The sequence below is a fragment of the Candidatus Coxiella mudrowiae genome (assembly GCA_001077715.1).
Taxonomy (GTDB): domain Bacteria; phylum Pseudomonadota; class Gammaproteobacteria; order Coxiellales; family Coxiellaceae; genus Coxiella; species Coxiella mudrowiae.
In genome coordinates, this window is record CP011126.1 from 437,494 (window position 1) to 463,121 (window position 25,628).

The window sequence follows — 25,628 nt, forward strand, 5'->3', positions numbered from 1 at the left end:
CGAAAATTTATTCTTTGTTTGAAAAGCTTGGTATACCTTTTAAAGCAATTTTTAATGCAGCGTCAAGCCAAGGTGTAAAATTTTGAGGATTTTTTTTGAATTCTTCTTTTAAAGTAGGAATATTAATCCAACGAATAGCGCTGATTTCATTTTTGTTTAAATGAATTTTTTCATTAGTTAAGAACCCTACTAGCACGTGATCGTATTCATTTTCAATTAAATTATTGCTCACCTCAGCTGTGTAACGGAATTCTCCTACTTTTTTTAAGAGCATTTTTAATCCCATTTCTTCGAAAAGTCGTCTCTCGCCGGCCTCAATAATGTTTTCTCCCGGTCGTGGATGGCTGCAACAAGTATTTGTCCATAAGCCGCCACTATGATATTTTTCAGGATGACGTTGTTGAAGTAGTAATTGCCATTCGTTGTTTCGCCACGAAAAAACAAAAACTGAAAAAGCGCGATGTAATTTTCCTTCACAATGGACTTTTATTTTTTCCTCGTTTCCTAGCGGTTGATCTTTTTCATTAACGAGTATGACTTTTTGAACAATAACGTTTTTAAAAGGTAAAATTGTTTCAAGATCATGAAAGTGGTGACTTAATTTTTCCTTATCTTGTGCTAAAAATAATGACTTAATATTCGGTCCTGCATCTTGCGTAAAATAAATTTCTAATCCCTTTTCCCGAAGCATCCATATTTTTTTTAAAAGTTGAATCGTTTCAGGAGAAGAATACATTAGGGGCGGCCATGCAGCGAGCATCGTTGCATGCATTGCTAACGCATTAGATTCGGCGGCTCGTCCTAAGAGGGAGAAGTCTTTTTGAGTGATCGCTTTTTTTAGGGAGATAAGATCCTCATTCACTTTTTGAGGCCATGCGGTATAAAGCGCGGAGGTAGCTACAGTGCGTTTCATTCCTTCACGCGAGCTGGTAGTTTTTTTTTGAGAACTTACAATGTGAAGTCCAACGCATAGTTCGGGCCAATTTTGATTAAGCGGCTCTGCATAACTATCCATTCCAGCAGGATCAGTTCCGCAATGCCATTGCACAAATCCTTCAAAAACTGAGCGACACGCACTTCCGCTTCCTAACCGAGCAAGAATTGATAAAGTCTTTCCGTTTAATTGCCAACCAAAGAAATCATTCATTGCCTTGATGATAGCCGCATAACTGGAGGAGGATGAAGCAAGGCCAGCGGCAATAGGAATATTAAAATTTAGTTCCAAGCGAAAAGCTTTTATATCAAGAAACGTAAACTCCTCTAAAAAAGCCAGTAAAGGTTTGGCATAGACACTTTCTAAATTTAATAAATTGTTATTAATAATTAATTCGTGATGCAGATTTGGTGAGGAAGAAATTTTAGCGTGGGCCCCTTTATTGTTGAGTGATATTGATAAGCTTGAAGTGAAAGGTAAGTTGAGTTCTAAATTACGCTTACCCCAATATTTGCATAAAGCGATATTCGAGGGTGCAAAAGCTTGTCCAAAAGATTTAACGGGGGTTTTATTTTGTGGAGCAAGTAATTTTTGGAAAATATGATTACGTTTCATCAAAACTTGCTCCTTCAGAAGTAATGATAAGGAAAAGTTGCTTAACTCCAAGTCTTTTTTCCTCTTCATTGCGTGGGAAAAAATTAGGTGGGAGTTTCCCTACGCCAATGACACAGTCGCCCAGACCCGAGCCTGATATTTTAGCGCCTAAAATATGGGGTTGTTCTCGCAAGCTCTGAACCAAATTCTCTAAGTGTCCATTACTAACTCCAATAGCTTTCATAAGCTCTTGACCCGAATTAAAAAGATTGCCTAGGGAAATCCAATCTTTAGTATTGATGGCTGTGATTCCTTTTTTTGAGAGCTCATTCATTTGTTCATCTATTATTTGGTAATTCGTGAGTTTTTGTTGACGTCGGCTATTAACGATATCGATTGCTCGAGCTGTGGTAAGTTTGCTCCCCGAATAAACTGCCGCTAAAGGAGGAGCCCCTTTCAAAGGGGTGACCGAAAATGGTGGGTTGCTAAAAGCAATTACTCCACCGAAAATACTGGCTGCACAATCAGCGCCAGCCCCCCTTTTTTGCACTTGATGAATCACTTGCAAAGCTTCTTGCCACAGCTTTAACTTAGTTAATATTTTTTCGAGCCAACGATTTAACACTATTAATAATGCCACAGTTACTGCGGCCGAACTTCCTAATCCAAAGGAAGCGGGCAAATCAGAGTCAATTTTAATATTACAGCCGGAAGGTGGCTTTTTGAGGGCTAAGGTGGCCAATACAAATTCAAAAGGCGCTTGTAACGTAATTTGATGACGGTGAAGGGTTAGTGTGCCCAATGCGGAATCGATAAAAATCCGGTCGTCATTACGGGGCTTAAGGGTTATGGAAATAAATTTATCGATAGCAGCCACTAGCGCTGTTTTACCCTGTAACACAGCATATTCGCCGAGCAGCATTAAACTGCCGGGGGCTTTCGCTCTATACAATGCGAGTTCCTTGATTATCAGTCTGGATAGGCATAATGGAATAGCCGTATTCCTTTGCGAGGTTATTAATCGGGTTATCAGAAACAATCAAAACAGCACCGCCATTATCCCCTTGCACACTTCCCGCGCCGCAGATTTTCGCAGCTCCACCCAATTTTTCTACATCCACAATAAAATGATCTATTTTATTGGGCACCACACCAATAGTTCTTAGCAACCGGTGGTTTTGTTGAATGCACTTTTTTACGTTATTGAAGTTATGATTTTGTAGTGCTTGATCGAGTTCGTTGGTGACCGCTGAAAAATCATCCCCAATAGGACTCTTTTTAAAATAAGATGATGCTTGTGAGATGCATTCACCACTACTACTCTGCGGTTGTCCTGTTTGCACTAATTGCATTGGAAAGTCTGGAATAGGGAGTTTTTCAAACTGCCCTTTTTCATAACGCAAACATCCCCCATGATAAACTGTATGCACATCCAACCCGCTGGAGTAACCATGCTGCAAACTTTCTGATTCTACTCCTAATTTGAGATAATCTTCCAAATTGAGATTTATATCCAAAAAGTGGGTGAGTGCGTAAATTAAGCTTACTACGCTGGCGGCTGAAGACCCCATTCCACAACCAACGGGAATATTGGAGTCGGTGACAATATCAATACCTGTCGGCAATTTGCTTTTTAAACGATCTAGCACGTTGATAAACGTGAAAAGGGAAAGTTCAAAAGGTTTTTGTAAAACTTCACGAATATTTAAGTGGCCCAAGCAATATTTTTGGTATTGTTTTTTAAGCTTTCTTTTTAACTTGCGGAGCGTTTGGAGAGTAACTTCTCGCCTAAAATCAATACCCATAAAATGGAAGGAAAAATGCAAGGGTAATGTCCATCGAACAGTAGCTTCTGTATGTCGATTGATAGCCACGGCTAGTGCCGGGTGGCCATAAACCACAGCGTGCTCACCTGATAAAATCAGTTTGGCAGGCGTCCGTGTTTTTAAGAAATCTTTTTTCATCGCCCAGTTCTCAAGAATTTTCTGGCGCGTGATCTCTACTAGGTTGATTAGCCTCGTTTTCCTTACGCTCAAATTTTTCGTGCGCGCGCATGAGTTCGCCCGGATTCGTTTGTGCTGCAAGTAAGGATAGTTCTCCACACCAGACGGTAGCAGCAACAATAATAGCCAATCGCCGAGCATTTTGACCGGGTTGTGAATTATCCAAACAACCTAAAAGGCGTAAATGATTTTTAACAAAATCGTGATGTTTTCCATTGCCCACAGTACCCACAATAATATTAGGTAGCGTAACAGAAAAATAGAGGTCGCCGTTGCACACTTTAGCGTGAGTAAACCCTTGAGAGCCTTCGACGATATTAGCAACGTCTTGCCCCGTCGCGAGGTAAATAGCGTAGAGCAAATTAGCAAAATGCGCATTTGCAGTGCGCAAACCGCCTGAAACTATTGAGCCCATTAAATTCTTTTTAATATGAAGATTAACCAAGGCTTCTGGTGTAGTTTTCAAGCGCTCTTGACACACAGCGTGGGGAATTAACATATCAGCAATAACGTATTTGCCCCGACCTAATAAGCCGTTGATAGCAGATACCTTCTTGTCTACGCAGATATTACCCGAAATGGAGACGTATTTGAGGCTGGGGTAGTTTTCTAGGAGCCAACTAATCACTGCATCCGCTGCTTTAGTCAGCATATTATGTCCAGAAGCGTCGCCTGTTGTGGCTTCGAGACGTAGGAACAAAAGGTTACCTACTACTTGGGTGTGCCAACTTACATTGCGGCAGAAACGACTGGTGCTGGAAACAACTTGTGCGATCGCTTCGTTCTTGTTGAGTTCATTCAGTACGAGCATTACCGAATGTGCGTCCTCGCCCTCCAATAAAATAGAACGAGTCATCCGGTCATCGAATATTGTGCACTGGAGGCCAGCAGATTTTCGGGTAACGCTGGCTCCGCGATTGGTCGAAGGCCACATAGGAGTTTCGAAAGTAGCGAGAGGAACCTCAACTTCGGTATTCACTTCAGAACCAATAATTTTAATCGGTCCGATAGTTTTAACGGGAATTGGTATCGTTTCTTGCATGCCCGCATGATACACAAAGCAAGAAGACAATACTACTTTGTTAGGCGGTCAAGGACTATAATCGGGAGGCTACATTTACGATATCGCCTAAGGCGGCAACCTTCTAAATGTTCCTGATTGCCGATGATGCCGAGGACGACGGGCCCACTCGAAAGAGGGTAAAGAGGGTAAAGTTTGGGGAGAAGGGGAGGGGCAACGATGCCCCCTCAGTTCCTTAGGGTGCCATGTGAGAGCGCCTGGAAGATTAGGGCGGCTATTTTGAAGGGGAGGCAAAGTATGGTTAAGCTGCGTAGGGTACCAAAGAGCATGGATAAGGAGAGGAGTTGATTATCGCTGATTTCCAGACTCTGGAGGTTGGGTCGGTGCAGGAGTTGCAAGGAGAGGGGGTTAGGGAATAAAGCAGGGGAATAAAGCAGTCGATGGCACGGAGCGAGTTGGCGCGTTGTGCATGGTGATAGCGGCTTGTTGGGCCACGAGGGTGAGGAAATGAAGCTGCTCGGGAAATAAAGGCTTGGCTTAAGGAATGATGCTCACCATAGAGGGAGGAGGGGCGATGGGGTGTTTTTTAAAACGGATGGGAAGGGCGATAGTGGATTTAAGGGATAAGGTGGAAAAACGTTCGAGGAAGGGGTTGGGAAAATTGCTGTACTCCCCGGTAAAATTGAGGGGCTCGGATTTTCTGAAGGCACGATGGATTTCGATACGACTTTTTGCCGTACGGATCAGTTGCGCTAAAACTAAGGCGCCGGGGTAGTAGAGGTAAAAATGATTATTAAAGGTAAACGGATGGCCCGAGAATGGCCTTCTCAAAGGCTTCCTGATAATGACTCAGATAATAATATTTTTCCATTTGCTGAATAAAATCAAACGCACGTGATATTTCGCCATGGTATTTTAAAACTAACTCTTTTGGCGGTGGTTGATTCAACATAAAAGCAATAATGCCAACCATCACTACTATAGATCTTTTTATCTCGATGTTTGCTTTTCGAAGAAAACTAATTTTATCGACCGCGTCGATTATTTCCTGATAAATGTTATTGAGAATTTCTCCCGATTCAAAGCGGTACATAAAATGATAGCCGATACTGTGGTTCGCATATTCGGGATTACCCTACCCTCCTCGAGGCACCTTGCGAAATTCAATTTCAAATCAGAAATACGATCGCGAATATCGTATCGTACGTAGTAAAGCCAAGGGTTTAGTAATCCTTTAATGAAGATGAAAGCCATACAGATTTTATCTTTTAGCGCATTTACTTTCATTAATTTTAAGGATAAATTACACAGGCGACGTCCTAACTTAAAATCGCCGATGGCCAAAGCAAAAAATCCCAATGTGCTAAAAGTACCGGTACCCACCCCACCGTACCACCGTTAAATTTTTCGGGAGTGAGTTTTTTAAAAATGGAATGTTATCAACCGATAGGGTCTTTTAAAATCTGTGGTATTGGGCAGCTTTGTCAGAAGTGTGTGTATTGGCTGGAAAAAACATTTAGTGGCCTCTTCTGGGGGCAGGACTAGCCGTTCGCCTATGTGGGTCGTAAGCTTCAAGTTCCAGTAACCGTATTTGTTCCTTACTACCACCCATCCTTTGTTTATTAAACATATGGAAGCGGAAAATGCCCTATTAAAAATTGAAGATGATGTGTGGGATGAAACCAATGAGATTGTTCAACCATTTGTACGAAAGATTTGTACGAAAGATTTGTACGAAAGATTTGTACGAAAGATCGATGGCGGATTTGTCCCTCCTTTTGATCATTCAGAAATTTGGGCCGGTCACTCCACGTTGATAGATGAAGTGGTTACCCAAATAAAAAAGCCAGCCGCTATTGTTGTGGCTGTAGGTGGTGGTGGACTTTCTTGCCGTATTTTGGAAGGTATCGATATAGGTGGAACGATGTTCCTTTGTTTGGCGTAGAAACTGAGGGCGCAGCTTCCTTTACCGGGGTGATTGAAGCCAACTGGTAGTAATCTTACCAAAAATTGACACTATCGCTACCTCTTTAGGTGCAAAGCGTAAATTATTTGATTGGACTAAAAAAACATTCTATTACGTCTTTAGTAGTTACTGATAAATGAGCCCATTAAATTCTTTTTAATATGAAGATTAACCAAGGCTTCTGGTGTAGTTTTCAAGCGCTCTTGACACACAGCGTGGGGAATTAACATATCAGCAATAACGTATTTGCCCCGACCTAATAAGCCGTTGATAGCAGATACCTTCTTGTCTACGCAGATATTACCCGAAATGGAGACGTATTTGAGGCTGGGGTAGTTTTCTAGGAGCCAACTAATCACTGCATCCGCTGCTTTAGTCAGCATATTATGTCCAGAAGCGTCGCCTGTTGTGGCTTCGAGACGTAGGAACAAAAGGTTACCTACTACTTGGGTGTGTCAACAACTTACATTGCGGCAGAAACGACTGGTGCTGGAAACAACTTGTGCGATCGCTTCGTTCTTGTTGAGTTCATTCAGTACGAGCATTACCGAATGTGCGTCCTCGCCCTCCAATAAAATAGAACGAGTCATCCGGTCATCGAATATTGTGCACTGGAGGCCAGCAGATTTTCGGGTAACGCTGGCTCCGCGATTGGTCAAAGGCCACATCTGTTTTCTCTCGGCAGATTATTGCTAATTCTTCCACATCATCGACCGATCAGATAGAAACTATCACTGAGCCAATGTTGTAGATAATGTTGTAGATTCTGAAGTGTTAGAGGTTTTAAATTAAGTTCAACGAACTGACTGGGTATTGTCTTTAAAGACTGAAGCGCTGGCGTCAAAGGGTGAATATCAGTAACTTCGGTGGAACGGTAAGCACCCAAAATTAAAACATTTTTAAGCTCAAATTTTTGAGTCAGCAAAGCGAACAATTGAATAGCGCTAACGGAAGCTTATTGCCAATCATTAAGAAAGAGTGTCAATGGTTTTAAATAAGAAGCAGAAATTTGAAGGAATTCTGAGAAGGCGTATTCAAATCGCATCTCGAGCACTTCAGCACTTAAGAATTCTGTACTGATCATCATACTAGGGAAAATCCTTTTTAACTTAGGGACCATTCGGGCGAGAAAAGGAAGATTAATACCAACGGTTGCTTGGACAGCTTCCACCCATCGCACATAAGTTTTTTCATCTTGCTCAAGTTCTCAAGTTTATAAGATAGCTTCGATAGCTTCGATAGCTTCGGTGACGGTAATCCAAGCGCTGTAGGGAGTGGTTCGATGGAGCTGATCGAATTTTCCTTTGGCGGTAAAGCCGCCGTGGAGGGTGATGTATTTTTCGACTTCGCGGATGATGGAAGGTTTTCTCGACGTCGGGAGGCCCGGCGATAAAGAGTGCTTTTAAGGGTTGGGCTCGATCAAGGAATTGAGTGACTTCCTGAATGAGGCGCTTTCGTCCATAGAGTTTTTAAGTGAGGGCGAAACGTTCGGGGAGATCGGCCGATGGCGATGTGGAAGGACTTGCGTTCCCCGGCTTTGAGCATCCGCAGACAGGTTTCCAAATCTTTGATGGGCGCATGAGCACTTTAGATTTAGCGAGCGGCTTTTGCACGATCTGAGTTAAAACGGGCGGGGATGTTGGGATTAAGCTGAGTTAAATTGGGTGGTGCTTTAAGTAAGGAGGTGCGCTTGAATTAATTCGAGGGGATCGCCTTGGAAAGGAGGTTATCCGGCCGAGCAGTTTAAAGAGGGTGGCATCGAAGGTATAAAAATCGGTGCGATAATCGATGGGGCGATGGATGTGCCTGGTTTGTTTAGGGGCCATGTGGGAGAAAACTGCCTTCGAATTCGCCTTCGTGGGGTTGGGTTTTCAAAGAAGCTTTTTGAGCGAGGCTGAAATCAAAAAGGGTGATGGTAAGATTTTTGGGATCGACGAGGATATTGTCGGGTTTAATATCTTTATGGACGATTTTGGCTTTGTGGATTTGGGTGAGGATCTGCAACAGGCGCAAAGCAAGTGTCAAAATCGTGGTGAGCGAGGGTTTTTCTTTATCGACAAACTGATCTACTGATCTAAGGTTAAATCGGGTTCAGCTTTTAAGATTAAGACGAGTTGGAGCCCGACCTGCTCAAGAGCGAGGGCTTTGGGGATGCCCTTTAATTAAGGGTTTCTTGCAGGAGTTGGAATTCGTATTCAAGTCCGCTCATTGAGCTTGTGATCGGCGGTCGTGAGAAGAGTGAGTTTGATGAGGACAGAGGTATAGTTGGGAGTCCGAAGGCTTGAGCGCGATAGTAGGCGAAGAAATCGCCGCGGGCGAACAATTGAATGTCCGTATAGCCAGAGATTTCTAAAGGGTCCATCGGCGCCATCCGTTGTCTTTCCTGGATTTTTTCACGTACTTATAATTGTACTTGATTTCTTGATTTTTCGATCAATATTCTCGGCTCTTCCAACCTACTTTTTCCCTAAAGCGAGAAATTAGAAGCAAGATTGGTTATCGTTAGGCACAGAATTCAATCTATTCAATCTAGGGGATAAAAGTTTACAGTGATACTCGCAAAAACTATTAGCGTTTATCTCTCGGCTATGGATAATCGTAAATCGGGTGTTATAATTTTTCCCTTGTTATAATTTTTCCCTCTATTTGGTCTTTAGCACGAAGGATTTGTGACGCACTGAAATATAGCGAATTGTTGACAGACCTAAGCTAAGGATAAGGAATAATTAGGAAAAGGTGCCTTATTATCATGAGAGTTCATAAACGCTTCTTATTCACGATTCCACTAATTGTTTTCTGTCTTTCTTTTAGTTTGTCAGCCTATGCTTTTGTTATCCGTTCTATTCAAATCCAAGGCTTGCAAGGGATTTCGGAAAGCACAGTTCGCAGTTATCTTCCGATCCATGAAGGGCAAGAATATTTTTCCCGGCGCGGCCAAGCCATTATTAAAGCACTCTATAAAACGGGATTTTTTGACAATGTTCAACTGAATCGCCGTGGGGAAGCTCTTATTATTACCGTAAAAGAACGTCCCACAATAAGTTTGATTCGTCTTAGCGGTAATAAACCTATTACTAGTAAAAAATTGCGGTACATTTTGAACAAATTGGGAATTGTAGAGGGGCAGACCTTTGATCCTACTAAATTAAAGAAAATCGAGCAGGGGTTGGAACAGAAATATGGTGTAATGGGATACCACGCAGCCCATATATCGACTAACGTCATTAGAGAGTCTTGCAATCGCGTAGCGCTCTATATCAATATTAATGAGGGCAGGATTGCGAAAGTCCTCTCCATTCAATTTGTTGGAAATTGCGCATTTAGTGCTCGCACTTTGCGCAGCCAGTTTAAATTAACAACTCCTGGTTTATTTACATGTATTAGCCACGCCGATCGTTATTCACAAATTAAATTAGAAGAAGATTTAGAAAGACTCATTACATTTTATTTAAATCATGGTTATTTACGTTTTCGAGTTGTTTCCCACGACGTTCGATGCTCGCAGGATAAACAAAGTGTTTATATCACGGTTTACGTCAATGAAGGACCGGTATACCGAATTAATGGTTATGAGATAAGTGGTGAGACTTACGGTTTTAAAGAGCGACTTTATAGATTAATTACATTAAAACCCGGTGATATATTTTCTCGCCAAGCCATAATTGATACCAACACAAAAATCGGTAATTTCCTAGCAGATCGGGGCTACGCATTTGCGAGAGTGACAATCATTCCAACAATTGATGATCAACAACATTTGGTCCATATAAATTTTACTATAGTGCCTGGTGAACGGGTTTATGTACGGCGGATTAATTTCCTCGGCAATCAACGAACGGATCAAGAAGTATTGCGTGGAGAAATGCCTCAATACGAAGGAAGCATATACTCTTTATCAAAAATTGAAGAATCCAAACGACGCTTAGAATTACTGAATTATTTGTCCGACGTTACTTACACGCCGCAACCGGTACCCAACTCTCGTGACCAAGTGGATTTATATTATTATGTCAAAGAAGTTGCAGCAGGGAGAGCCAGCATTCAAGGTGGTTATTCAGACGTCTATGGTTTTTTGTATGGCGCCAGTATATCGGAACCCAATTTTATGGGAACGGGGAAGTACGTCTCGATTGGATTTCAAAATAGTCAATATCAACAAAATTATTTCATCAGTTATAACAATCCTTATTACACGACATGGGGCTTACGGCTAGGCTTCTCAATTTATTATTCTCGTATTAAACCGAATGCAAAATTTAACCTTGCCTCTTATTTAGAAGATGGTTATGGAGCCGATGTCACCTACGGCTATCCTGTTTCGGAACGTAATTCAATTACGTTTGGTTACGGATTGGAACATATCACTATCAGTCATGTCGATATCGCTAACGCTGCACCGAGTGTGCTGGCTTTTTGTGGCACCACTAACGGGGTGCAAAATACCAGTGCCAACTATAACCAAGTTAAATTGACAGCAGGGTGGGTTTACAATGGGCTTGACCGTGCTATTTTCCCAACTAAAGGTCTTTATACGGGATTAGGCTTGGAAGTAGGTGTTCCTCTTTTTAAATCCAGTTTGGATTATTATTTGGCAACGTACGCAGCAAAATATTATCAACCATTGGGTCATGGGTTTATTTTAAATTTATTAGAAACCCTCGGTTATGGAGACAAATTCGGTCATGATCGGTTGCCCTTTTTCAAAAACTTTTTTGCTGGAGGAATTGGCTCTGTTCCTGCTTTTGCTCCAAATTCATTAGGTCCAAAGAATCGTTATCCACTTGGTAGTGATTTCGGCGCTATTGGTGGTAATTTAGAAACTATTTTTGGAGTGCATTTAATTTTGCCGCAATTTAGTCAAAAGGTTCGTACTGCCATTGTGTTTGATGCAGGAAATGTTTTTCAGGTACCTCGATTTCCAGGAGATATCGCAATTCCAGCACGGGGCGGTGTTTCTGATCCTGAGGCGAATATCCGGCCACAGATTATCCAAGACGATAAATTTTCTCTTAAAAATTTACGCCCCTCGTTGGGTGTTTCTGTAGAATGGTACACGCCTTTTGCGCCAATCGATTTCACTTTAGCCTTCCCGCTGAATCGTCGAGCAGGGGATAATTTCCAAGCATTTCAATTTTCTTTTGGGATGAGCTTGTAAGGGGAAGAGTTGAGCGGAGCTTGGTTTAGATACGAACCTGAACTATAATGGGCGCTACTTTATTTTAAGGAGAACGTCATGATGAAGCGCTTATTTGCAGCCACCTGTTTATCAGTGGCAATAAATTGGACAGCGGCTGCTATTGGGCAAACCGTGGGAAGGGTGGATATGCGGCAAATTTTTCAAGCATCACCGCAGGTTAAGAATATCAATACCCAGCTTGAAAAAAAATTTTCACCACAACGTGAAAGAATTATTAATTTAGGTAAATCCTTGCAAGAGGATGCTAAAAAATTTCAACGCAATGAGGCAGTAATGAGTGAAAAAGAAAAGCAAGATCTAAAAAATAAAATTGATGAAAAACAAAAGGAACTTCAGCAAGCACAAGTCGAATTTCAGCAAGGATTATATAATGCACAGAATAAAGCCATGGCTGAATTTATGACAAAAATTTCAGGCGCTGTAAGAGCTGTTGCTGAAAAAGAGAAAGTGGATTTGGTTTTACCAAAGGACACCGTACTCTATGCGAGAGATAGTAAAGATATCACCTCAGACGTGATTTCCAAATTGAAATAGCCTTTAATTTTGTGATCAAATTTGAAATAACTTATACACTCAATGAATTAGCAAACGCCATCGGTGCCACGGTGAAGGGCCATGGTGATTGCAAAATTCATAATATCGCTTCAATTGTGAACGCTCAGCCCGGAGAAATAAGTTTCCTTGCAGATCGCAAGTATCAAAAATATTTAACAAAAACAAAAGCTTCGGCATTATTATTAGATAAAAAGTTAGCAAAAAACTGTCCTATAAACGCCCTTATTATGCCGAACCCTAAGCTGGGATTTATCAAACTATTAGCTTTATTGCGACCTGAAGTGAGACCAAAGCCAGGTATTCATCCCACTGCTGTTATCGGAGAGAATTGTCAAATCGATCCGATTGTGTACGTTGGGGCTTATGCTGTCATAGAAGATGAAGTGGTGATTGGTTCTCGAACCATTATCGGAGCAGGAACGAGTATTGGCCGCGGCAGTCAACTGGGCGTAGATTGTTGTTTGTATAATCGGGTAACTTTATACCATCACACCATTATGGGTGATCGAAATATTCTTCACAGTGGTGTCGTTATTGGTGCAGATGGATTTGGTTTAGCTCAAGATGAACAACGTCGATGGATTAAGATTCCTCAAGTGGCACGAGTGGTCATTGGAGACGATGTAGAAATTGGAGCTAACACCACAATTGATCGAGGAGCACTTGAAGATACGGTAATTGGAAATGGCGTTAAATTGGATAATTTAATTATGATTGGCCATAACGTTCGCATAGGCGATCATACAGCGATTGCTGGCTGTGCTGGTATCGCTGGAAGCACTACTATTGGACGCCATTGCATGATTGGTGGCGGTGCAGGTCTTAATGGCCATATTGATATTTGTGACAACGTCGTTATTACGGGTATGAGCATGATCCAAAAATCAATTACTAAGCCCGGGGTGTATTCGTCAGGGACGGGAATGCAACCCAGTCGTGAATGGCACAAAAGTGTCATTAGGTTTTGGCAACTCGAGGAACTCGCAAAAAGATTAAAACGATTAGAGAGGTTGTACGATGATCGTGATGGAAACCAGCGAGATTAAAAAATATATCCCCCATCGATATCCCTTTTTGTTGGTTGACCGGGTGATAGCGATGGAAAAACACAAGTCCTTAGTGGCAATTAAAAATATCACGGCTAATGAACCTTTCTTTATCGGACATTTTCCTGTTCGTCCAGTAATGCCAGGCGTTTTGATTATTGAGTCTTTAGCACAAGCAGCGGGGATTTTAATTGTTAAATCCCTTGATTTACCTGAATACCATGAGGATATTTATTTTTTTGCTGGTGTGGATAATGCACGATTTAAGCGCGTCGTCGAACCGGGTGACCAATTAGTTTTAGAAGTCAAAGTACTTAAATCGGGACGTTTGTGGAAATTTGAGGGAGAGGCAAAGGTTGAAGGACAGCTTGCCTGTAAAGCCAAATTTATCACAATAAGAGACAAAAAGAGTGATTGACGAACGAGCACTTATTCATCCTAGCGCAAAAATTGGTTCCGATGTAACTGTTGGTCCCTGGACTTTCATTGGTGAAAATGCCGTAATTGGGGATGATACTCAAATCGACGCTCATGTCATGATTGGAAAAAATACTGTGATAGGAAAAAATAATAAAATTTATCCGTATGCCTCTATTGGTTCTGATCCTCAACACATCAGGTATAAAGGTCAAGAAACTCGGCTAGAGATTGGAAATAGCAACGTCATTCGTGAATTTGTGACTATTAATCGCGGGACCTACGAAGGCCATGGTGTGACCTCCATCGGTCATAATAATTATTTGATGGCCTATTCTCATGTGGCCCATGACTGTCGAGTGAGAAGTCATGTTATTTTTGCTAATACTGCTTCAATTGCAGGGCATGTTGAAGTAGGCGATCATGCAAATTTAGGTGCTTTTTCGGGAGTTCACCAGTTTTGTCGGATTGGTGCTTATTGTTTTCTAGGACGTGCAGCAAAGGTTTATCAAGATATTTTGCCTTACATGCTTGTTACTGGAAATCCCGGTATTCCCACAGCGTTGAATTCAGTCGGGTTGCGGCGCCATGGTTTTAATTCTAAGACGATGCAGTCGTTGAAATTGGCATATCGGCTAATTTACCGTACTAATCTTAAATTAGAAGATATCCGAATTGAGCTTGAAAAATTAGCCGTGGAAACTCCAGAGATTAATCAATTGTTGTTGATGATTAATAGCTCCACTCGTGGATTTGCACGTTATAAAAATAATGAGCAACTTTCAACACACGATAATCTTGCTTAATCTGATTTTCTCAGTTCTTTTTAGGACTCCTTTAGTTTAGGTAACCTTATTAAAAAATTGGTAATGAGAATCGATAAAAGACTAATGAGTGTTCCGGCTAAAATATCAATTAAGAAATGCCACCCAGAGGCCAATGTAGCAACTAGGACCATGAGACTAAATAAATAAAGCTATAGGATAAAAAATTATCTTACGTGGCCGGACAGGCATAAGCTATTAGAATTGCCCAGATTGTATGAAAAGAAGGGAAGCTTATTAATCGCTTCATGGAAAGAAAGCTTGATAATGATGAATGGCCTCAAACTGTGTTATTAAATAACGTTGGGCTTTTATAAAGGGAACGGAATGAATAATGCTGGACGGAGCGGTTGAAGCTGAAGCCCAGAAATAGTAGATAGAAAAACCTAACAAACAAGAAATTAGAAACTAAATATTTATTTATATACTTGAGTGGCCTCATTTAAGAGCGGTGAGCAATAAGGGGACAATTTTTATTGCTAAAAACAAGCTTGCATAAATAATCCTGAGAAATTGTGCTAGAGCTTGCTTACGGATGAATTTCTTGAAGAAAGTCGACCAAATTAAAATGGAGTAGGTTATCTAAGTGGTAAAATAGATGATCTTGTAAAAGAAAGGGTGTAGTTAAAATAGCACTATCGGCAAACAGCATAATTATAAGCACAGAGAAAATCATACCCAATGTCTTAAAAAAAGACTGTAATGTGGTTGTTTATTGGCAAGATAGATGCCTAATCCATAAAACAGGGGCATGAAGCAAATGAATAAATCCTTTTTCAGAAGAATTGAAAAATAGGGAACCATTATATAGTGGTGAGTAAAGTCGTTGACGACTAAACAAAGTCCCGAAAGGAGAAGGATCGGAACAGATAAATAAAAAAAACAACCAATCGTTACGTGTTGTTATATTCAAAAGGATCTTATCTAACGCTAATTTGCGTAACTAGCATAAAGGATAATCCGGAAATATTAAAAATATTAACTTATTGATTATATTTAATTTTTTATACTTACAGCCCCAGTCAGCGAATGAATTGATGAGTAGGTTTTAAACTGATGGCGGGCTTGTTTTCTAAGTAAAGGGTGAAGCTTTGGTCCTCTCCGTTAGGGAGCAGTACTACTTAATTTAAGATCTTTTATTTTCCCCAGAGTAATGATTTTCATTTCGGTAGCGTAATAACCTCGCTGCATTTTAACATCCGGTATAACAAAATAAATTTTATCTAGATTTTCTGTAGTTTCATCTAGAATTTGGTGGTTATTTTTAATTAAATTATTAAATTCTTCGCTTAAAGGGATATATTTAGTGTTTTCAATTTGGCGGCGAAGCATCCGTTTTAAGGGGGATTTTTATTGTTAATCAAATGCTTATAACTTTCTACGTTCATGGCAATAATAGGTTCATTTTCTTCTCGTTTGTTATCCTTATTAAGATCGGCGTAAATAATATTGCCGTGTAATTCCCTTTCATTTATAGGCTCAGTTTCCATTATCATTTCATTATTGCTTTCTAAAGTTTGATGATTAGAAAAATTATTACGATGGAAAAATTTTGATTTTAAAAACAAGTTATTATTAGGATAATAAATTACTAACAACGCATTGTCTTTCATAATATCGATAATTGGTTTGGTAAGGAAAATAAGAACAGCAGAGTAGCCCCAACTACGACCGACCGGCTCTTCCATATTTTTTTATAAATTCTTCATTTACATACCAAGCTCCATGTATGACGATAAAACGATTATAAGCATTGTCATTGAACCCTTATTTCTAGACCATATAATTTTAAAGAGCTCCATGGTGTCTATTATAAGCTTTTCCAGTATTATATATTCCAATGCTACTCGCTTTTCAGAAAAAATTGGATGATAAAATTCCTGAGGTAAGTCCATGAGACAAATGTGTATGAAATAACAATTTATTGTTTACGAGATCAAAAACCCAAAGGCGTTTTTTCGCTGGATGGTAAGGAATAATCGATTATGGTCAATATATTGTTATGTTCACTGTCATATTGTTTGGCGCATTCCAAAGCGGTAGCAATTTTCTTGATAACTTATGAATTTAATGTTGGTGCTTCTTCACGCAACCTCATTTTTATATCGTTAAATTGCTTAATTTGGTCAGGGAGAGGATTTTGATCATTTGCTGAAAAAGCGGAAGTGGTGTCTTTAGAACTTGCTCCCTGTGTCTGTGTGCGATGATTTTCCTCTTTACAAGAAAAGATACTTACTAACATTACTGCTAGAACTAATAATCAGTATCGTTTTTATAACTCTTACCTAATTCCGATAATTATCAATCTTCTACCTAATTAATATGGCTCAAAAAATGATCAGATTTTAAAATAAAAAGATTAAATAAATTAAGAAGTTATCAGTTTTAGGGCGATCTTTGCGGTTTTGAGGGAGGCTCCACTATCCCCTAGCTTAGCCCGGAGCGGTTTTAACTTATTTAAACAAGTCTGTCGATAAGAGTGATCTTCTAACAAGCGATAAATTTCGTTAGCAATAGCCTGAGGAGTGGCTTGATGCTGAATAAACTCAGGGGTGATGGGTTCTTCAGCCACTAAGTTAGAGAGCCCAATAAATGGGACTTGAATAAGCCGTTTTCCTAACCAATAGGTGAGAGGGCTCACTTTGTAGAGAATAACAAAAGGAATTTGATGTAAAGCAATTTCTAATGTAACTGTGCCAGAAACAGCAATGGCGGCATCACATACAGACAGTACATTATAAGTATTGTCCTCAATAATTTTAATGTCTGAAAATAAATAATTGTGAACATCTTGAGAAGACAAATTAGGTGCCAGTGGCAACACAAATTGAGCATTAGGGAGGCGCTCTTTAATAAGGCGCGTAGCAGAAGTTATAATGGGCAACAAGCGGGCAATCTCCCGGGAACGACTTCCGGGAAATAAGCCAATAATGGGCTTTTCTGTTGATAAATCGAATTTTTGATACACTTTTTCGCGCGGCAAAGTGGGTACTGTAATGTCAATTAACGGATGTCCAACTAAACTGACGGAAATATTTTCTCGTTGATATAATCTTTCTTCGAAAGGGAATAAAACCCCCATGTGATCTACATATTTTTTTATTTTTTTAATACGGCCATATCGCCATGCCCATATTTGCGGACTTACATAATAAAGAACTTTAATTCCTGCTTTTTTAGCCTGTTTAGCCATATGTAAATTAAAACCCGGATAGTCAATAAAAATTACTAAATCAGGTCGTTCGATCTTAAAGTGATTTTTTAGGCACTGGCGAGCCGCAAGTATATCACCCAATTGAGAAATTATTTCTGATACTCCAACGACTGCTAGTTTTTCGGCCTCAATAAAGATATTAACTCCTGCCTCACGCATTCTTTTCCCGCCCATACCAGCCACTTTCAATTGTGGATCAAGGAATTTCAGTGATTTTGCAAGATGAGCGCCAAGTAAATCTCCCGAGGCCTCACCTGCTATGATTAAAATCTGTTTTGAATGAGTGTTCATTTTAAGAAATAGCGATTGAAGAAATTGGAAATAATTCGTTAGTTCGTCGCACAATTAATGAAATTTCTAAAGCTGTCGCCAAAGCCCGTTTCCCCTCTTCTCCGGAAACCAGAGGAAGTTTGTTATGGATAATAGAATCCAGAAACGCTGATATTTGATCAAGCAACGCATCGCCTTTTTCAAACCGCTCAACTTGACGGGTGATTTCAGGAATTCCTGGATACATTTCTTGAGTGCCTTTGCGATGGATGGCAATTTTTTTATGATCGAGGTCAATAGCAATATAGTTATCGTGCTGGAAAATTCGAAGTTTGCGCTTAGTTTTGAGGTTTACACGGCTGGCCGTTACATTGGCCATGCATCCGTTGCTAAATTCAATACGGGCATTGGCAATATCAATATAAGGAGATAGCACGGAGGCGCCGCTGGCAGAGATATTTTGGATATCCGCTTTCACAATGGATTGGATGATGTCGATATCGTGAATCATCAAATCTAATACTACATTAACATCACTGCCTCGCAATTTGAAGGGAGCCAGACGCAGCGATTCAATAAACCGAGGATTAGAAATTTGAGATTCTACGGCTTTTACAGCGCTATTAAAACGTTCGAGATGACCAATTTGGAGAATGACCTTATTTTTCTGGGCAGCAGAAATTAAGTCGTCGGCCTCTTCCAAAGAAGTAGCAATGGGCTTCTCTAAGAGAACGTGGACCCTATTGTCTAAAAAAAAGCGTCCCACTCTATGATGCAAAGGGGTGGGAACTGCGATGCTCACTGCATCCACAAGGCCAAGGAGAGACTGGTAATTGATTACGGATTTAACGTTTAATTCGTTGGCTTTCGAATGACACCGTTCAGGGTCGATATCACAAACGGCCACAAGCTCTGAATGCGGTAAATCAGCATACTTTTCTGCATGATATTTGCCCAAATAGCCAACGCCAATTACGGCTGTTCTAATCTTCTTCATCGCTATGCTTCAGCGCCCTTTTCCATTCCGAAGGAGGCGTAATAGTGGCATTTTTTGCCAAGTGAATCAATATAAAGGCATTTTAGCTCATTGGCAGCGACGAATGGAACCAGTTCATCTCGCTACTAGATGACTGAAGGAGACAGTCATAAATCAACATGATACCCTTGAACCATATAACGCTGAAGAAAGATCGCAGTATTACCTATATTGTCTTAGCAAATCTTAGTAAAATCAACTTTGATAAAAGCATTCTTTACATTCTTATAAGAACCCTAATTATTTATGTGTATCCCATTTTTTTTGCTGCGTATGGGTTGGGCAATAAGCGATTTAACTTTGAAACAGGGTTCGATTTTGTTTTAATCATTTATTATCGGTGCAGTTTAAGCGGTACCATCAACGGCCCCTTTACGCTCTTAGAAGCGGATAGCCGGCTTGGCTTTGCTTATTTTTCTTGATTAGTTGTTCGCTATAGGAGCTTTCCACTACAGCGAATTTGGAACTTTGATAAAAGGGATATCCACCATTCTAATTAAGAATGGAGAGGTAATTTGGAAAAATTTCAAAAATCAAGTAACTGATCATGATTTATGAGAAATGATTCGAGAGAAACTAAATGAGGCGGATTAGAAAAATGTAAAAAAAAGAAGATCGTTTGGAGCGTTCTGGAAAAGTGAGTTTTGTTAAAAATAAATAAAATTAATTATTTCTCAACTTTTGGGGCTGCATGATTTATAACTTCGCCGCCAGCTTGTAAATCTTGGCCGAAACCATGAATAGTATGACAACCCGATAAAAAGAATAAAAAGGGCGCTGTAAGAAAGATAATTTTTAAATAGGTCTTAATCATCTCGTCGCTTCCTATCCAAGTTATGGTATGGCTTATTATACTCAACTCTTATTGAAGTTCTAGCTCCTTAAAAAATTAGTTTCACTTGACTTTTCTCACAGGAGGAAAGGACGTAGTTCTGGCTCTTCTTCCCTGGAACATTATAGAATGTGGTATATGATTGATGAATTTTTTATCCAGAAAGCGCTTCTCTTGGCGAAGCAAGCTGAAAAAAATCAAGAGGTGCCGGTGGGTGCAGTTTTGGTAAAAGATAACGAAATTATTGGAAAGGGATTTAACCATCCTATTGGATTAACCGACCCTACGGCTCATGCAGAATTACTTTCGATCCGCGAGGCTGCCAAAAATCTCGGTAATTATCGATTAGTTGGTACGACTCTCTATGTCACTTTAGAACCCTGTGCAATGTGCCTTGGCGCGATGATTCATGCTAGAATTCAGCGCCTCGTTTTTGGCGCTTTTGACCCACGTGATGGTGCTGTTAAAAGCGTTTTTCAACTTTTGAATGAACCACGGCTTAATCATCACATTTCTTGGACAGGCGGAATTTTAGTGGATGAATGTGCTCATGTGCTAAAAAATTTTTTCCAAGCCCGTCGTTAGTAATTTTCCCCATACACGACAAAATAAAAACACCCCTTTCGGTCTTCTGCGTAAAAGTGAAGCCTGACTAGAAGACGGTGGGTGGGTTGGTAGGTTGTCGTATTCGGCTCCAAAGCAGGATGCTAAGAGGCCGGGTGAGTTTGTCATAGGTTTAGGGATGTTAAGTGGTCTGTTTACCCTGTGTAAATAGCATACGTAAGGGCAGGATTAAGGATTTTTGTGGCTGAATCAATAATGATTTTGGGAAACACACTTTCAAAAATTGGCTTAATCCTCTTATTCCTGAATATCGTGACCCACACCGCTTAAAGAGACCTTTTCCTATAGTGGCATTATGGATGATGATGGCTTCACATTATTCATATAAACAAATAGTTACGGTAATTGCTTTTAAGACCTGCAAGAAATAAGAATTTTGTAGAGATTCGTAATAAGAGAGATCATTAACCTTTGCTGGGTCAGAAAATAAACTATGGAAATTAGGGAATTGACCTTGAGAAGCGGCAAAGGTTTGTACTTCAGAATACATAGTTGAAAGACGCTAGTTAAAGAATTTACCCAGGCGAAAATACGTCACTGCTAATAAACTGTAGCCAGCGGTTCTATTCAGATTGGCTGTTCGTTAAGCTCGCTCCAAGGTTGCTGAAATTTGCTCCTCGCTTATTTCTTTATTTTCGAGTATAAGATTTTTGAATGTTTTTAAATCTCTCATATTGAGCCGATCCATACCAAAGATAATCTCCAAAAAATTTCTCCCAGATTAACTACTTACGTTTCTTTCCCTCAGTATCGGCATGCTGATATTGAATATAACAATATTGACCCGCCGAAATATCAAACGGATTTTGAGAGTTAGCAATATCATCGTGTTGTGTTTTAAGTCAATGGCGTTTTAAGCGGACACAGAGAGTTGGCAAATAATTAATTCAAAATTAATTAATCCAAAATTGGTCTAGTCAATGATCAAGGATGACGAATCAGATACTTTTTGCTTTCGAATTTTCATAAACAAGTTCGACCAATGTAGTAAATTACAATCTCCTCAGAAAATTCTTTAAGAGCGCTAATTTTGTTTTGATTACTTCATCAGTCTTTTGAATAAACTCTAAAATACGATTTTCCAATTGTTCAGTAGTAAAAATTAGAGGAGAAAGTTCTAAATCTTCGATCGAGGAGAAGGTTAAAAAAAATCAGATCGCGCTCTCGATTGTTGACTATTCTTTTGCCGCATAACAAATCCGCATCTTTAGAGAAGATCCCTATCATAGTGGAGATGAAAATTCAAATGGAATTGGAGTTTTCAGTGATTCCCTCCGGTTGATACGCTGGCGGTTTGTGATTTTACTTCATCGGGTTTTTAAACCTGATATACTATCGGCCGTTCTTCATTTAGATTTAGTAAGGAATGGTCATGACACTTACGGTTTCAGTAGGTAAGGATATCAATAATTTTAATACAATTATTGAAATTCCTATGAACGGAGGCGAAGTTAAGTATGAATACAATAAAGAATTTCGGTTTTTGACCGTTGACCGATTTATCCCTACGGCCATGCGCTATCCTTGTAATTATGGATTCGTACCAAACACCCTAGCGGAAGATGGTGACCCCCTCGATGTGTTAGTAATGACGCCAGTGCCCCTACAGCCCGGAACGTTGATGCGTGTTCGAGCGGTAGGTTTGATGCGAATGGAAGATGAAGCTGGGAAAGATAGTAAAATTTTAACATTTCCTCTCGCTAAAGCCTGCAGAGAATATGAATCTATTCAATCTATTAAAGATGTATCCCCTTTCCTACTTGATATCATCGCCTATTTCTTCGAACACTATAAAGATTTGGAGCCCACTAATAAATGGGTCAAAGTGAAAGGCTGGGAGGATAAGGATGCGGCAGAAAAAGAATTTCAGGCGAGTATTAGACGTTTTGAGAAAAGCTAAGGGCTTAGGAGTGCATGACTGATATAACCCAACTTTTTTTTGAGAAACCATTCGATCCTGACTGGATACGGCCGACATTAAATGAAGCCTATCGAATGGATGAAACTGCTCGTATAAAGCAATTATTGGAATTGATTAATTTTACCCCAGCCATTGAACGTGCTGTGAGTCAATTGGCAGAAAAATTAGTCATCGCCGTGCGGGAAAAGGAAAAAGAGAAGGGTGGTATCGAAGGCTTTATGATGCATTATGACCTTTCTACCGAGGAAGGAATTTTATTAATGTGTCTTGCGGAAGCTTTATTACGTGTCCCAGATAAACAAACTGAAAATTTATTAATTCGGGATAAATTGATCAGTGCGGAATGGAATAAATATGTGGGTGCGAGTGAATCCGCCTTTGTGAATTTTGCTAGATGGGGATTAGCGCTTTCAGGAAAAATATTAAAAAAAGAAAAAGACGGACAATTAAAAACCATTTGGAGTAATCTCATCCGAAAAAGTGGCGAACCTGTTATTCGCAAAGCGATCCGTGAAGCAATGAAATTAATGAGCGAGCATTTTGTTTTAGGCCGTACTATTGAAGAGGCTATTAAGCGCTCGCAGATCGCTTTAAAAGAGGGTTTTCGATATTCTTACGACATGTTGGGCGAAGTGGCACGAACGCAGAGCGATGCTGATCGATATTATGATTCCTATTATTATGCCATTAGCGCTTTAGGAAAAAGTCACGACACACAAAACATTTACGAAGCGCCGAGTATTTCCGTTAAATTATCTGCATTGTATCCTCGCTATGATTTTAAAAAACGCGAAGAAGCAGTACCTTTTTTAATTGAACGCGTAAAAGAATTGGTTCTGCATGCAAAAGCACAGAAAATTGGCATGACTATTGACGCGGAAGAAGCCGATCGATTAGATATGTGCCTGGACATTTTCAAAGGATTATTCACAGACAATGCTTTTTCTGGATGGGAAGGTCTTGGCCTCGCTGTCCAAGCTTATCAAAAGCGCGCTTTGCCATTAATTGAATGGTTAATTGAATTGAGCCACCAACAAAAACGCCGTATTCCCGTTCGTCTGGTGAAGGGAGCTTATTGGGATTCCGAAATAAAGCTAACTCAAATGGAAGGATTGATTAATTACCCTGTTTTTACGCGGAAAGTGAATACGGATATTTCTTATATTGCTTGCGCAAAGAAGATGTTAAGTGCTCAAGACGCTCTTTATCCGCAATTTGCTACTCATAACGCCTATTCGGTTGCAGCGATTTTAACACTAATGGATCCTCGTTATGAGGATTACCAATTTGAGTTCCAAAATCTACAGGGTATGGGTAAGGCTTTACATCATTATGTCGTTACAAAATTAAATCTGCCCTGCCGAATTTATGCGCCGGTAGGGTATTATGAAGATTTGCTGCCTTATCTCGTTCGGCGATTATTAGAAAATGGAGCTAATAGTTCGTTTGTCAATCGAATCGCGGATAAAACGGTGCCAATTTCCTACCTGATCAAAAGCCCGGTTGAAAAAATTGAGACGTTGGGAGAAATTCCTAATCCTAAGATTCCCTTGCCTAGGAATCTCTTTGCTAAAGCGCGATTAAATTCAATAGGAAGAGATTTAAGCAATTATGCGGAATTAAAACCTCTAGCTGAATCGATCCATAATGCACTAGAAAAAACGTGGCAAGCATCGCCATTCTTACGTGAGATTAAAAAGGGTAAAGCTGTTTTTGATCCGGCCGATAATCGACGCCAGATTGGTGTGATTGAATTAGCAGATGAATCCGATGTAGAAAAAGCCATTATAATCGGGTCTTCGGCTTTCCCCGCCTGGGATCAGAAAGGGGTAGACGCGCGCGCTAACATTATGCGAAAAATGGCGGACTTGTTAGAAGAACATCAAGCCGAATTAATGGCCTTGGTTGTGCGTGAAGGAGGAAGGACTCTCCAAAATGCCTTATCGGAAGTTCGCGAGGCTATTGATTTTTGTCGTTATTATGCCGAGCAGGGTGAAAAACAGCTAAATGACACAGTGTTTCTGGGTTACACTGGAGAAAACAATGTGCTGCGAATGAATGGTCGCGGTATTATCTTGTGTATTAGTCCCTGGAATTTTCCGGTAGCTATATTTACAGGACAAATCGCTGCAGCGTTAGTAACGGGGAATGCCGTAATTGCTAAGCCCTCGGGAGAAACACCTTTAACGGCAGCCAAGGTCACTCATTTATTTCACGAAGCAGGTGTGCCTGCAGAAATTTTACAATTAATGCCAAGTCCTGGAGGAACTGTAGGGCAAGCATTAATTGAAAATCCCAAAATCAGCGGAATTATATTTACGGGTTCTGATAATACCGCCCGTCATATTCAAAAAACATTAGCTAATCGATCTGGGCCCATCGTCCCCTTTGTGGCAGAAACATCTGGTATTAATGCCATGATAGTGGATTCAACGGCACTGCCCGAACAATTGGTTCAAGATGTGATTGTTTCTGCTTTCGATAGCGCAGGCCAACGTTGTTCTGCTCTTCGCATTTTATATGTTCAGGATGATATTGCCGATAATGTAATAAAAATGTTAGCAGGTGCGATGGCCGAAATTAAAATAGGGGATCCCATGTTATTAACCACCGATGTGGGACCCGTTATTGATGCTAAGGCTCAAGCAACTTTGCAAAAACATGCTGCTTTTATGCAAAAAGAAGGGAAATTAATTTACAAAGTTGATTTGCCCCTAGCAGCAACTCATGGAACATTTGTAGCTCCCCAAGCTTATGAATTATCTAGCTTAAACTTGATTAAAGACGAGGTTTTTGGACCTATCTTGCATGTTCTGCGATATCGACGCCAGGATCTGGATAAAGTGATAGACGATATTAATGGTTTGGGATATGGGCTCACCTTTGGCATCCAGAGCCGTATCGATGAAACGATAGATTATATTCAGCGTCGTATTAATGCAGGTAATATTTATGTCAATCGCAATATGATTGGGGCTGTCGTAGGTGTTCAGCCTTTTGGGGGAAGCTGGTTATCCGGCACAGGGCCTAAAGCCGGTGGGCCGCATTATTTGCCTCGTTATTGCGTAGAAAGCACGTTGACGGTCAATACAACAGCCGCTGGTGGAAACACCTCTTTGATGGCGATGGAAGACTAATAATATTTCAACGTTAACTCTATACGAGTAAGGGAGC

General features: G+C 40.2%; 23 protein-coding genes and 2 pseudogenes. 9 read left to right on the forward strand and 16 right to left on the reverse strand.

Annotation, left to right across the window (positions count from 1 at the left end; all coding sequences use genetic code 11):
- Positions 1-7: 7 nt before the first annotated feature.
- The 6 genes from mvaD to CleRt_RS02165 form a co-directional block, all read right to left on the reverse strand.
- Entirely contained in the window at positions 8-1,549 is a 1,542-nt protein-coding gene (gene mvaD, locus CleRt_RS02140; protein WP_048875020.1) for a diphosphomevalonate decarboxylase, read from the reverse strand.
- Complete coding sequence (locus CleRt_RS02145) at positions 1,539-2,480, reverse strand: mevalonate kinase family protein (protein WP_235379156.1); 942 nt, start codon at positions 2,478-2,480, stop codon at positions 1,539-1,541. The genes mvaD and CleRt_RS02145 overlap by 11 nt, the downstream gene beginning before the upstream one ends.
- Positions 2,473-3,492, reverse strand: coding sequence for a mevalonate kinase (gene mvk, locus CleRt_RS02150; RefSeq protein ID WP_048875021.1), 1,020 nt, complete (start codon positions 3,490-3,492; stop codon positions 2,473-2,475). Before mvk ends, CleRt_RS02145 begins: the two co-directional genes overlap by 8 nt.
- 10 nt (positions 3,493-3,502) lie before the next feature.
- Positions 3,503-4,573: a hydroxymethylglutaryl-coenzyme A reductase family protein gene (locus tag CleRt_RS02155; protein ID WP_048875768.1), complete on the reverse strand. Its 1,071-nt coding sequence runs from the start codon at positions 4,571-4,573 to the stop codon at positions 3,503-3,505.
- A gap of 516 nt (positions 4,574-5,089) precedes the next feature.
- Complete coding sequence (locus tag CleRt_RS09845) at positions 5,090-5,383, reverse strand: hypothetical protein (RefSeq protein ID WP_157870800.1); 294 nt, start codon at positions 5,381-5,383, stop codon at positions 5,090-5,092.
- A complete protein-coding gene (locus CleRt_RS02165) occupies positions 5,346-5,645 on the reverse strand; it encodes a hypothetical protein (protein WP_048875023.1) in 300 nt (99 codons plus the stop codon). Before CleRt_RS02165 ends, CleRt_RS09845 begins: the two co-directional genes overlap by 38 nt.
- A 498-nt stretch (positions 5,646-6,143) precedes the next feature.
- On the opposite strand from CleRt_RS02165, the gene CleRt_RS08210 reads away from it, so the two are divergent.
- On the forward strand, positions 6,144-6,497 hold the full coding sequence (locus CleRt_RS08210; protein ID WP_048875133.1) for a PALP domain-containing protein: 354 nt from the start codon (positions 6,144-6,146) through the stop codon (positions 6,495-6,497).
- Positions 6,498-6,646: 149 nt separating this feature from the next.
- Here the strand turns inward: CleRt_RS08210 and CleRt_RS02175 are convergent.
- The 3 genes and pseudogenes from CleRt_RS02175 to CleRt_RS13890 all read right to left on the reverse strand — a co-directional run.
- Positions 6,647-7,186 (reverse strand): annotated as a pseudogene (locus CleRt_RS02175) (hydroxymethylglutaryl-coenzyme A reductase family protein); the annotation flags it as partial.
- Between the two features lie 38 nt (positions 7,187-7,224).
- A complete protein-coding gene (locus tag CleRt_RS09850) occupies positions 7,225-7,452 on the reverse strand; it encodes a hypothetical protein (RefSeq protein ID WP_235379157.1) in 228 nt (75 codons plus the stop codon).
- Between the two features lie 881 nt (positions 7,453-8,333).
- On the reverse strand, positions 8,334-8,543 hold the full coding sequence (locus CleRt_RS13890; RefSeq protein ID WP_080606372.1) for a protein kinase domain-containing protein: 210 nt from the start codon (positions 8,541-8,543) through the stop codon (positions 8,334-8,336).
- 724 nt (positions 8,544-9,267) lie between these two features.
- On the opposite strand from CleRt_RS13890, the gene bamA reads away from it, so the two are divergent.
- From bamA to lpxA, 5 genes are all read left to right on the forward strand, one after another.
- Entirely contained in the window at positions 9,268-11,673 is a 2,406-nt protein-coding gene (bamA, locus tag CleRt_RS02190) for an outer membrane protein assembly factor BamA (RefSeq protein WP_048875025.1), read from the forward strand.
- Positions 11,674-11,751: 78 nt separating this feature from the next.
- Entirely contained in the window at positions 11,752-12,249 is a 498-nt protein-coding gene (locus CleRt_RS02195; RefSeq protein ID WP_048875026.1) for an OmpH/Skp family outer membrane protein, read from the forward strand.
- Positions 12,250-12,263: 14 nt separating this feature from the next.
- Positions 12,264-13,316: a UDP-3-O-(3-hydroxymyristoyl)glucosamine N-acyltransferase gene (gene lpxD / locus CleRt_RS02200; RefSeq protein ID WP_082160497.1), complete on the forward strand. Its 1,053-nt coding sequence runs from the start codon at positions 12,264-12,266 to the stop codon at positions 13,314-13,316.
- On the forward strand, positions 13,297-13,734 hold the full coding sequence (gene fabZ / locus CleRt_RS02205; protein WP_371440251.1) for a 3-hydroxyacyl-ACP dehydratase FabZ: 438 nt from the start codon (positions 13,297-13,299) through the stop codon (positions 13,732-13,734). The genes lpxD and fabZ overlap by 20 nt, the downstream gene beginning before the upstream one ends.
- Positions 13,727-14,539, forward strand: a complete 813-nt coding sequence (gene lpxA, locus CleRt_RS02210; protein ID WP_048875028.1) for an acyl-ACP--UDP-N-acetylglucosamine O-acyltransferase — start codon at positions 13,727-13,729, stop codon at positions 14,537-14,539. The genes fabZ and lpxA overlap by 8 nt, the downstream gene beginning before the upstream one ends.
- 1,122 nt (positions 14,540-15,661) lie before the next feature.
- On the opposite strand, the gene CleRt_RS08215 is transcribed toward lpxA, so the two are convergent.
- The 7 genes and pseudogenes from CleRt_RS08215 to CleRt_RS02235 all read right to left on the reverse strand — a co-directional run bounded on the left by CleRt_RS08215 (position 15,662) and on the right by CleRt_RS02235 (position 19,891).
- Positions 15,662-15,889: a hypothetical protein gene (locus CleRt_RS08215; RefSeq protein ID WP_053097834.1), complete on the reverse strand. Its 228-nt coding sequence runs from the start codon at positions 15,887-15,889 to the stop codon at positions 15,662-15,664.
- 5 nt (positions 15,890-15,894) lie between these two features.
- Positions 15,895-16,245, reverse strand: coding sequence for a hypothetical protein (locus CleRt_RS08220; protein ID WP_053097836.1), 351 nt, complete (start codon positions 16,243-16,245; stop codon positions 15,895-15,897).
- A pseudogene (locus tag CleRt_RS13895) lies at positions 16,223-16,477 on the reverse strand (murein L,D-transpeptidase catalytic domain-containing protein). The gene CleRt_RS08220 and the pseudogene CleRt_RS13895 overlap by 23 nt, the downstream one beginning before the upstream one ends.
- A 139-nt stretch (positions 16,478-16,616) precedes the next feature.
- Entirely contained in the window at positions 16,617-16,799 is a 183-nt protein-coding gene (locus CleRt_RS08225; protein ID WP_053097838.1) for a hypothetical protein, read from the reverse strand.
- A 126-nt stretch (positions 16,800-16,925) separates the two neighbouring features.
- On the reverse strand, positions 16,926-18,062 hold the full coding sequence (gene lpxB / locus CleRt_RS02220) for a lipid-A-disaccharide synthase (RefSeq protein ID WP_048875029.1): 1,137 nt from the start codon (positions 18,060-18,062) through the stop codon (positions 16,926-16,928).
- Position 18,063: 1 nt separating this feature from the next.
- Entirely contained in the window at positions 18,064-19,038 is a 975-nt protein-coding gene (locus CleRt_RS02225) for a Gfo/Idh/MocA family protein (protein ID WP_048875030.1), read from the reverse strand.
- 706 nt (positions 19,039-19,744) lie between these two features.
- Positions 19,745-19,891, reverse strand: a complete 147-nt coding sequence (locus CleRt_RS02235; protein ID WP_048875031.1) for an entericidin A/B family lipoprotein — start codon at positions 19,889-19,891, stop codon at positions 19,745-19,747.
- A gap of 156 nt (positions 19,892-20,047) precedes the next feature.
- Between CleRt_RS02235 and tadA the strand changes: the two genes are divergently transcribed.
- From tadA to putA, 3 genes are all read left to right on the forward strand, one after another.
- A complete protein-coding gene (gene tadA / locus CleRt_RS02240) occupies positions 20,048-20,494 on the forward strand; it encodes a tRNA adenosine(34) deaminase TadA (protein WP_048875032.1) in 447 nt (148 codons plus the stop codon).
- A 1,411-nt stretch (positions 20,495-21,905) separates the two neighbouring features.
- On the forward strand, positions 21,906-22,433 hold the full coding sequence (gene ppa, locus CleRt_RS02245) for an inorganic diphosphatase (RefSeq protein ID WP_048875033.1): 528 nt from the start codon (positions 21,906-21,908) through the stop codon (positions 22,431-22,433).
- Between the two features lie 14 nt (positions 22,434-22,447).
- Positions 22,448-25,591: a bifunctional proline dehydrogenase/L-glutamate gamma-semialdehyde dehydrogenase PutA gene (gene putA, locus CleRt_RS02250; protein ID WP_048875034.1), complete on the forward strand. Its 3,144-nt coding sequence runs from the start codon at positions 22,448-22,450 to the stop codon at positions 25,589-25,591.
- The last annotated feature ends 37 nt before the right edge of the window (positions 25,592-25,628 follow it).

Excerpts from the sequence above, each read along its gene's own strand:
- mvk (WP_048875021.1), bottom strand. The coding sequence starts at position 3,492 with ATGAAAAAAGATTTCTTAAAAACACGGACGCCTGCCAAACTGATTTTA.
- CleRt_RS02235 (WP_048875031.1), bottom strand. The coding sequence starts at position 19,891 with ATGATTAAGACCTATTTAAAAATTATCTTTCTTACAGCGCCCTTTTTA.
- fabZ (WP_371440251.1), top strand. The coding sequence starts at position 13,297 with ATGGAAACCAGCGAGATTAAAAAATATATCCCCCATCGATATCCCTTT.
- CleRt_RS02165 (WP_048875023.1), bottom strand. The coding sequence starts at position 5,645 with ATGTACCGCTTTGAATCGGGAGAAATTCTCAATAACATTTATCAGGAA.
- CleRt_RS02195 (WP_048875026.1), top strand. The coding sequence starts at position 11,752 with ATGATGAAGCGCTTATTTGCAGCCACCTGTTTATCAGTGGCAATAAAT.
- lpxB (WP_048875029.1), bottom strand. The coding sequence starts at position 18,062 with ATGAACACTCATTCAAAACAGATTTTAATCATAGCAGGTGAGGCCTCG.
- CleRt_RS02155 (WP_048875768.1), bottom strand. The coding sequence starts at position 4,573 with ATGCAAGAAACGATACCAATTCCCGTTAAAACTATCGGACCGATTAAA.
- CleRt_RS02225 (WP_048875030.1), bottom strand. The coding sequence starts at position 19,038 with ATGAAGAAGATTAGAACAGCCGTAATTGGCGTTGGCTATTTGGGCAAA.
- CleRt_RS08215 (WP_053097834.1), bottom strand. The coding sequence starts at position 15,889 with ATGCTTCGCCGCCAAATTGAAAACACTAAATATATCCCTTTAAGCGAA.
- putA (WP_048875034.1), top strand. The coding sequence starts at position 22,448 with ATGACTGATATAACCCAACTTTTTTTTGAGAAACCATTCGATCCTGAC.
- CleRt_RS08220 (WP_053097836.1), bottom strand. The coding sequence starts at position 16,245 with ATGGAAGAGCCGGTCGGTCGTAGTTGGGGCTACTCTGCTGTTCTTATT.
- ppa (WP_048875033.1), top strand. The coding sequence starts at position 21,906 with ATGACACTTACGGTTTCAGTAGGTAAGGATATCAATAATTTTAATACA.
- tadA (WP_048875032.1), top strand. The coding sequence starts at position 20,048 with ATGATTGATGAATTTTTTATCCAGAAAGCGCTTCTCTTGGCGAAGCAA.
- CleRt_RS08225 (WP_053097838.1), bottom strand. The coding sequence starts at position 16,799 with ATGTTAGTAAGTATCTTTTCTTGTAAAGAGGAAAATCATCGCACACAG.
- bamA (WP_048875025.1), top strand. The coding sequence starts at position 9,268 with ATGAGAGTTCATAAACGCTTCTTATTCACGATTCCACTAATTGTTTTC.
- mvaD (WP_048875020.1), bottom strand. The coding sequence starts at position 1,549 with ATGAAACGTAATCATATTTTCCAAAAATTACTTGCTCCACAAAATAAA.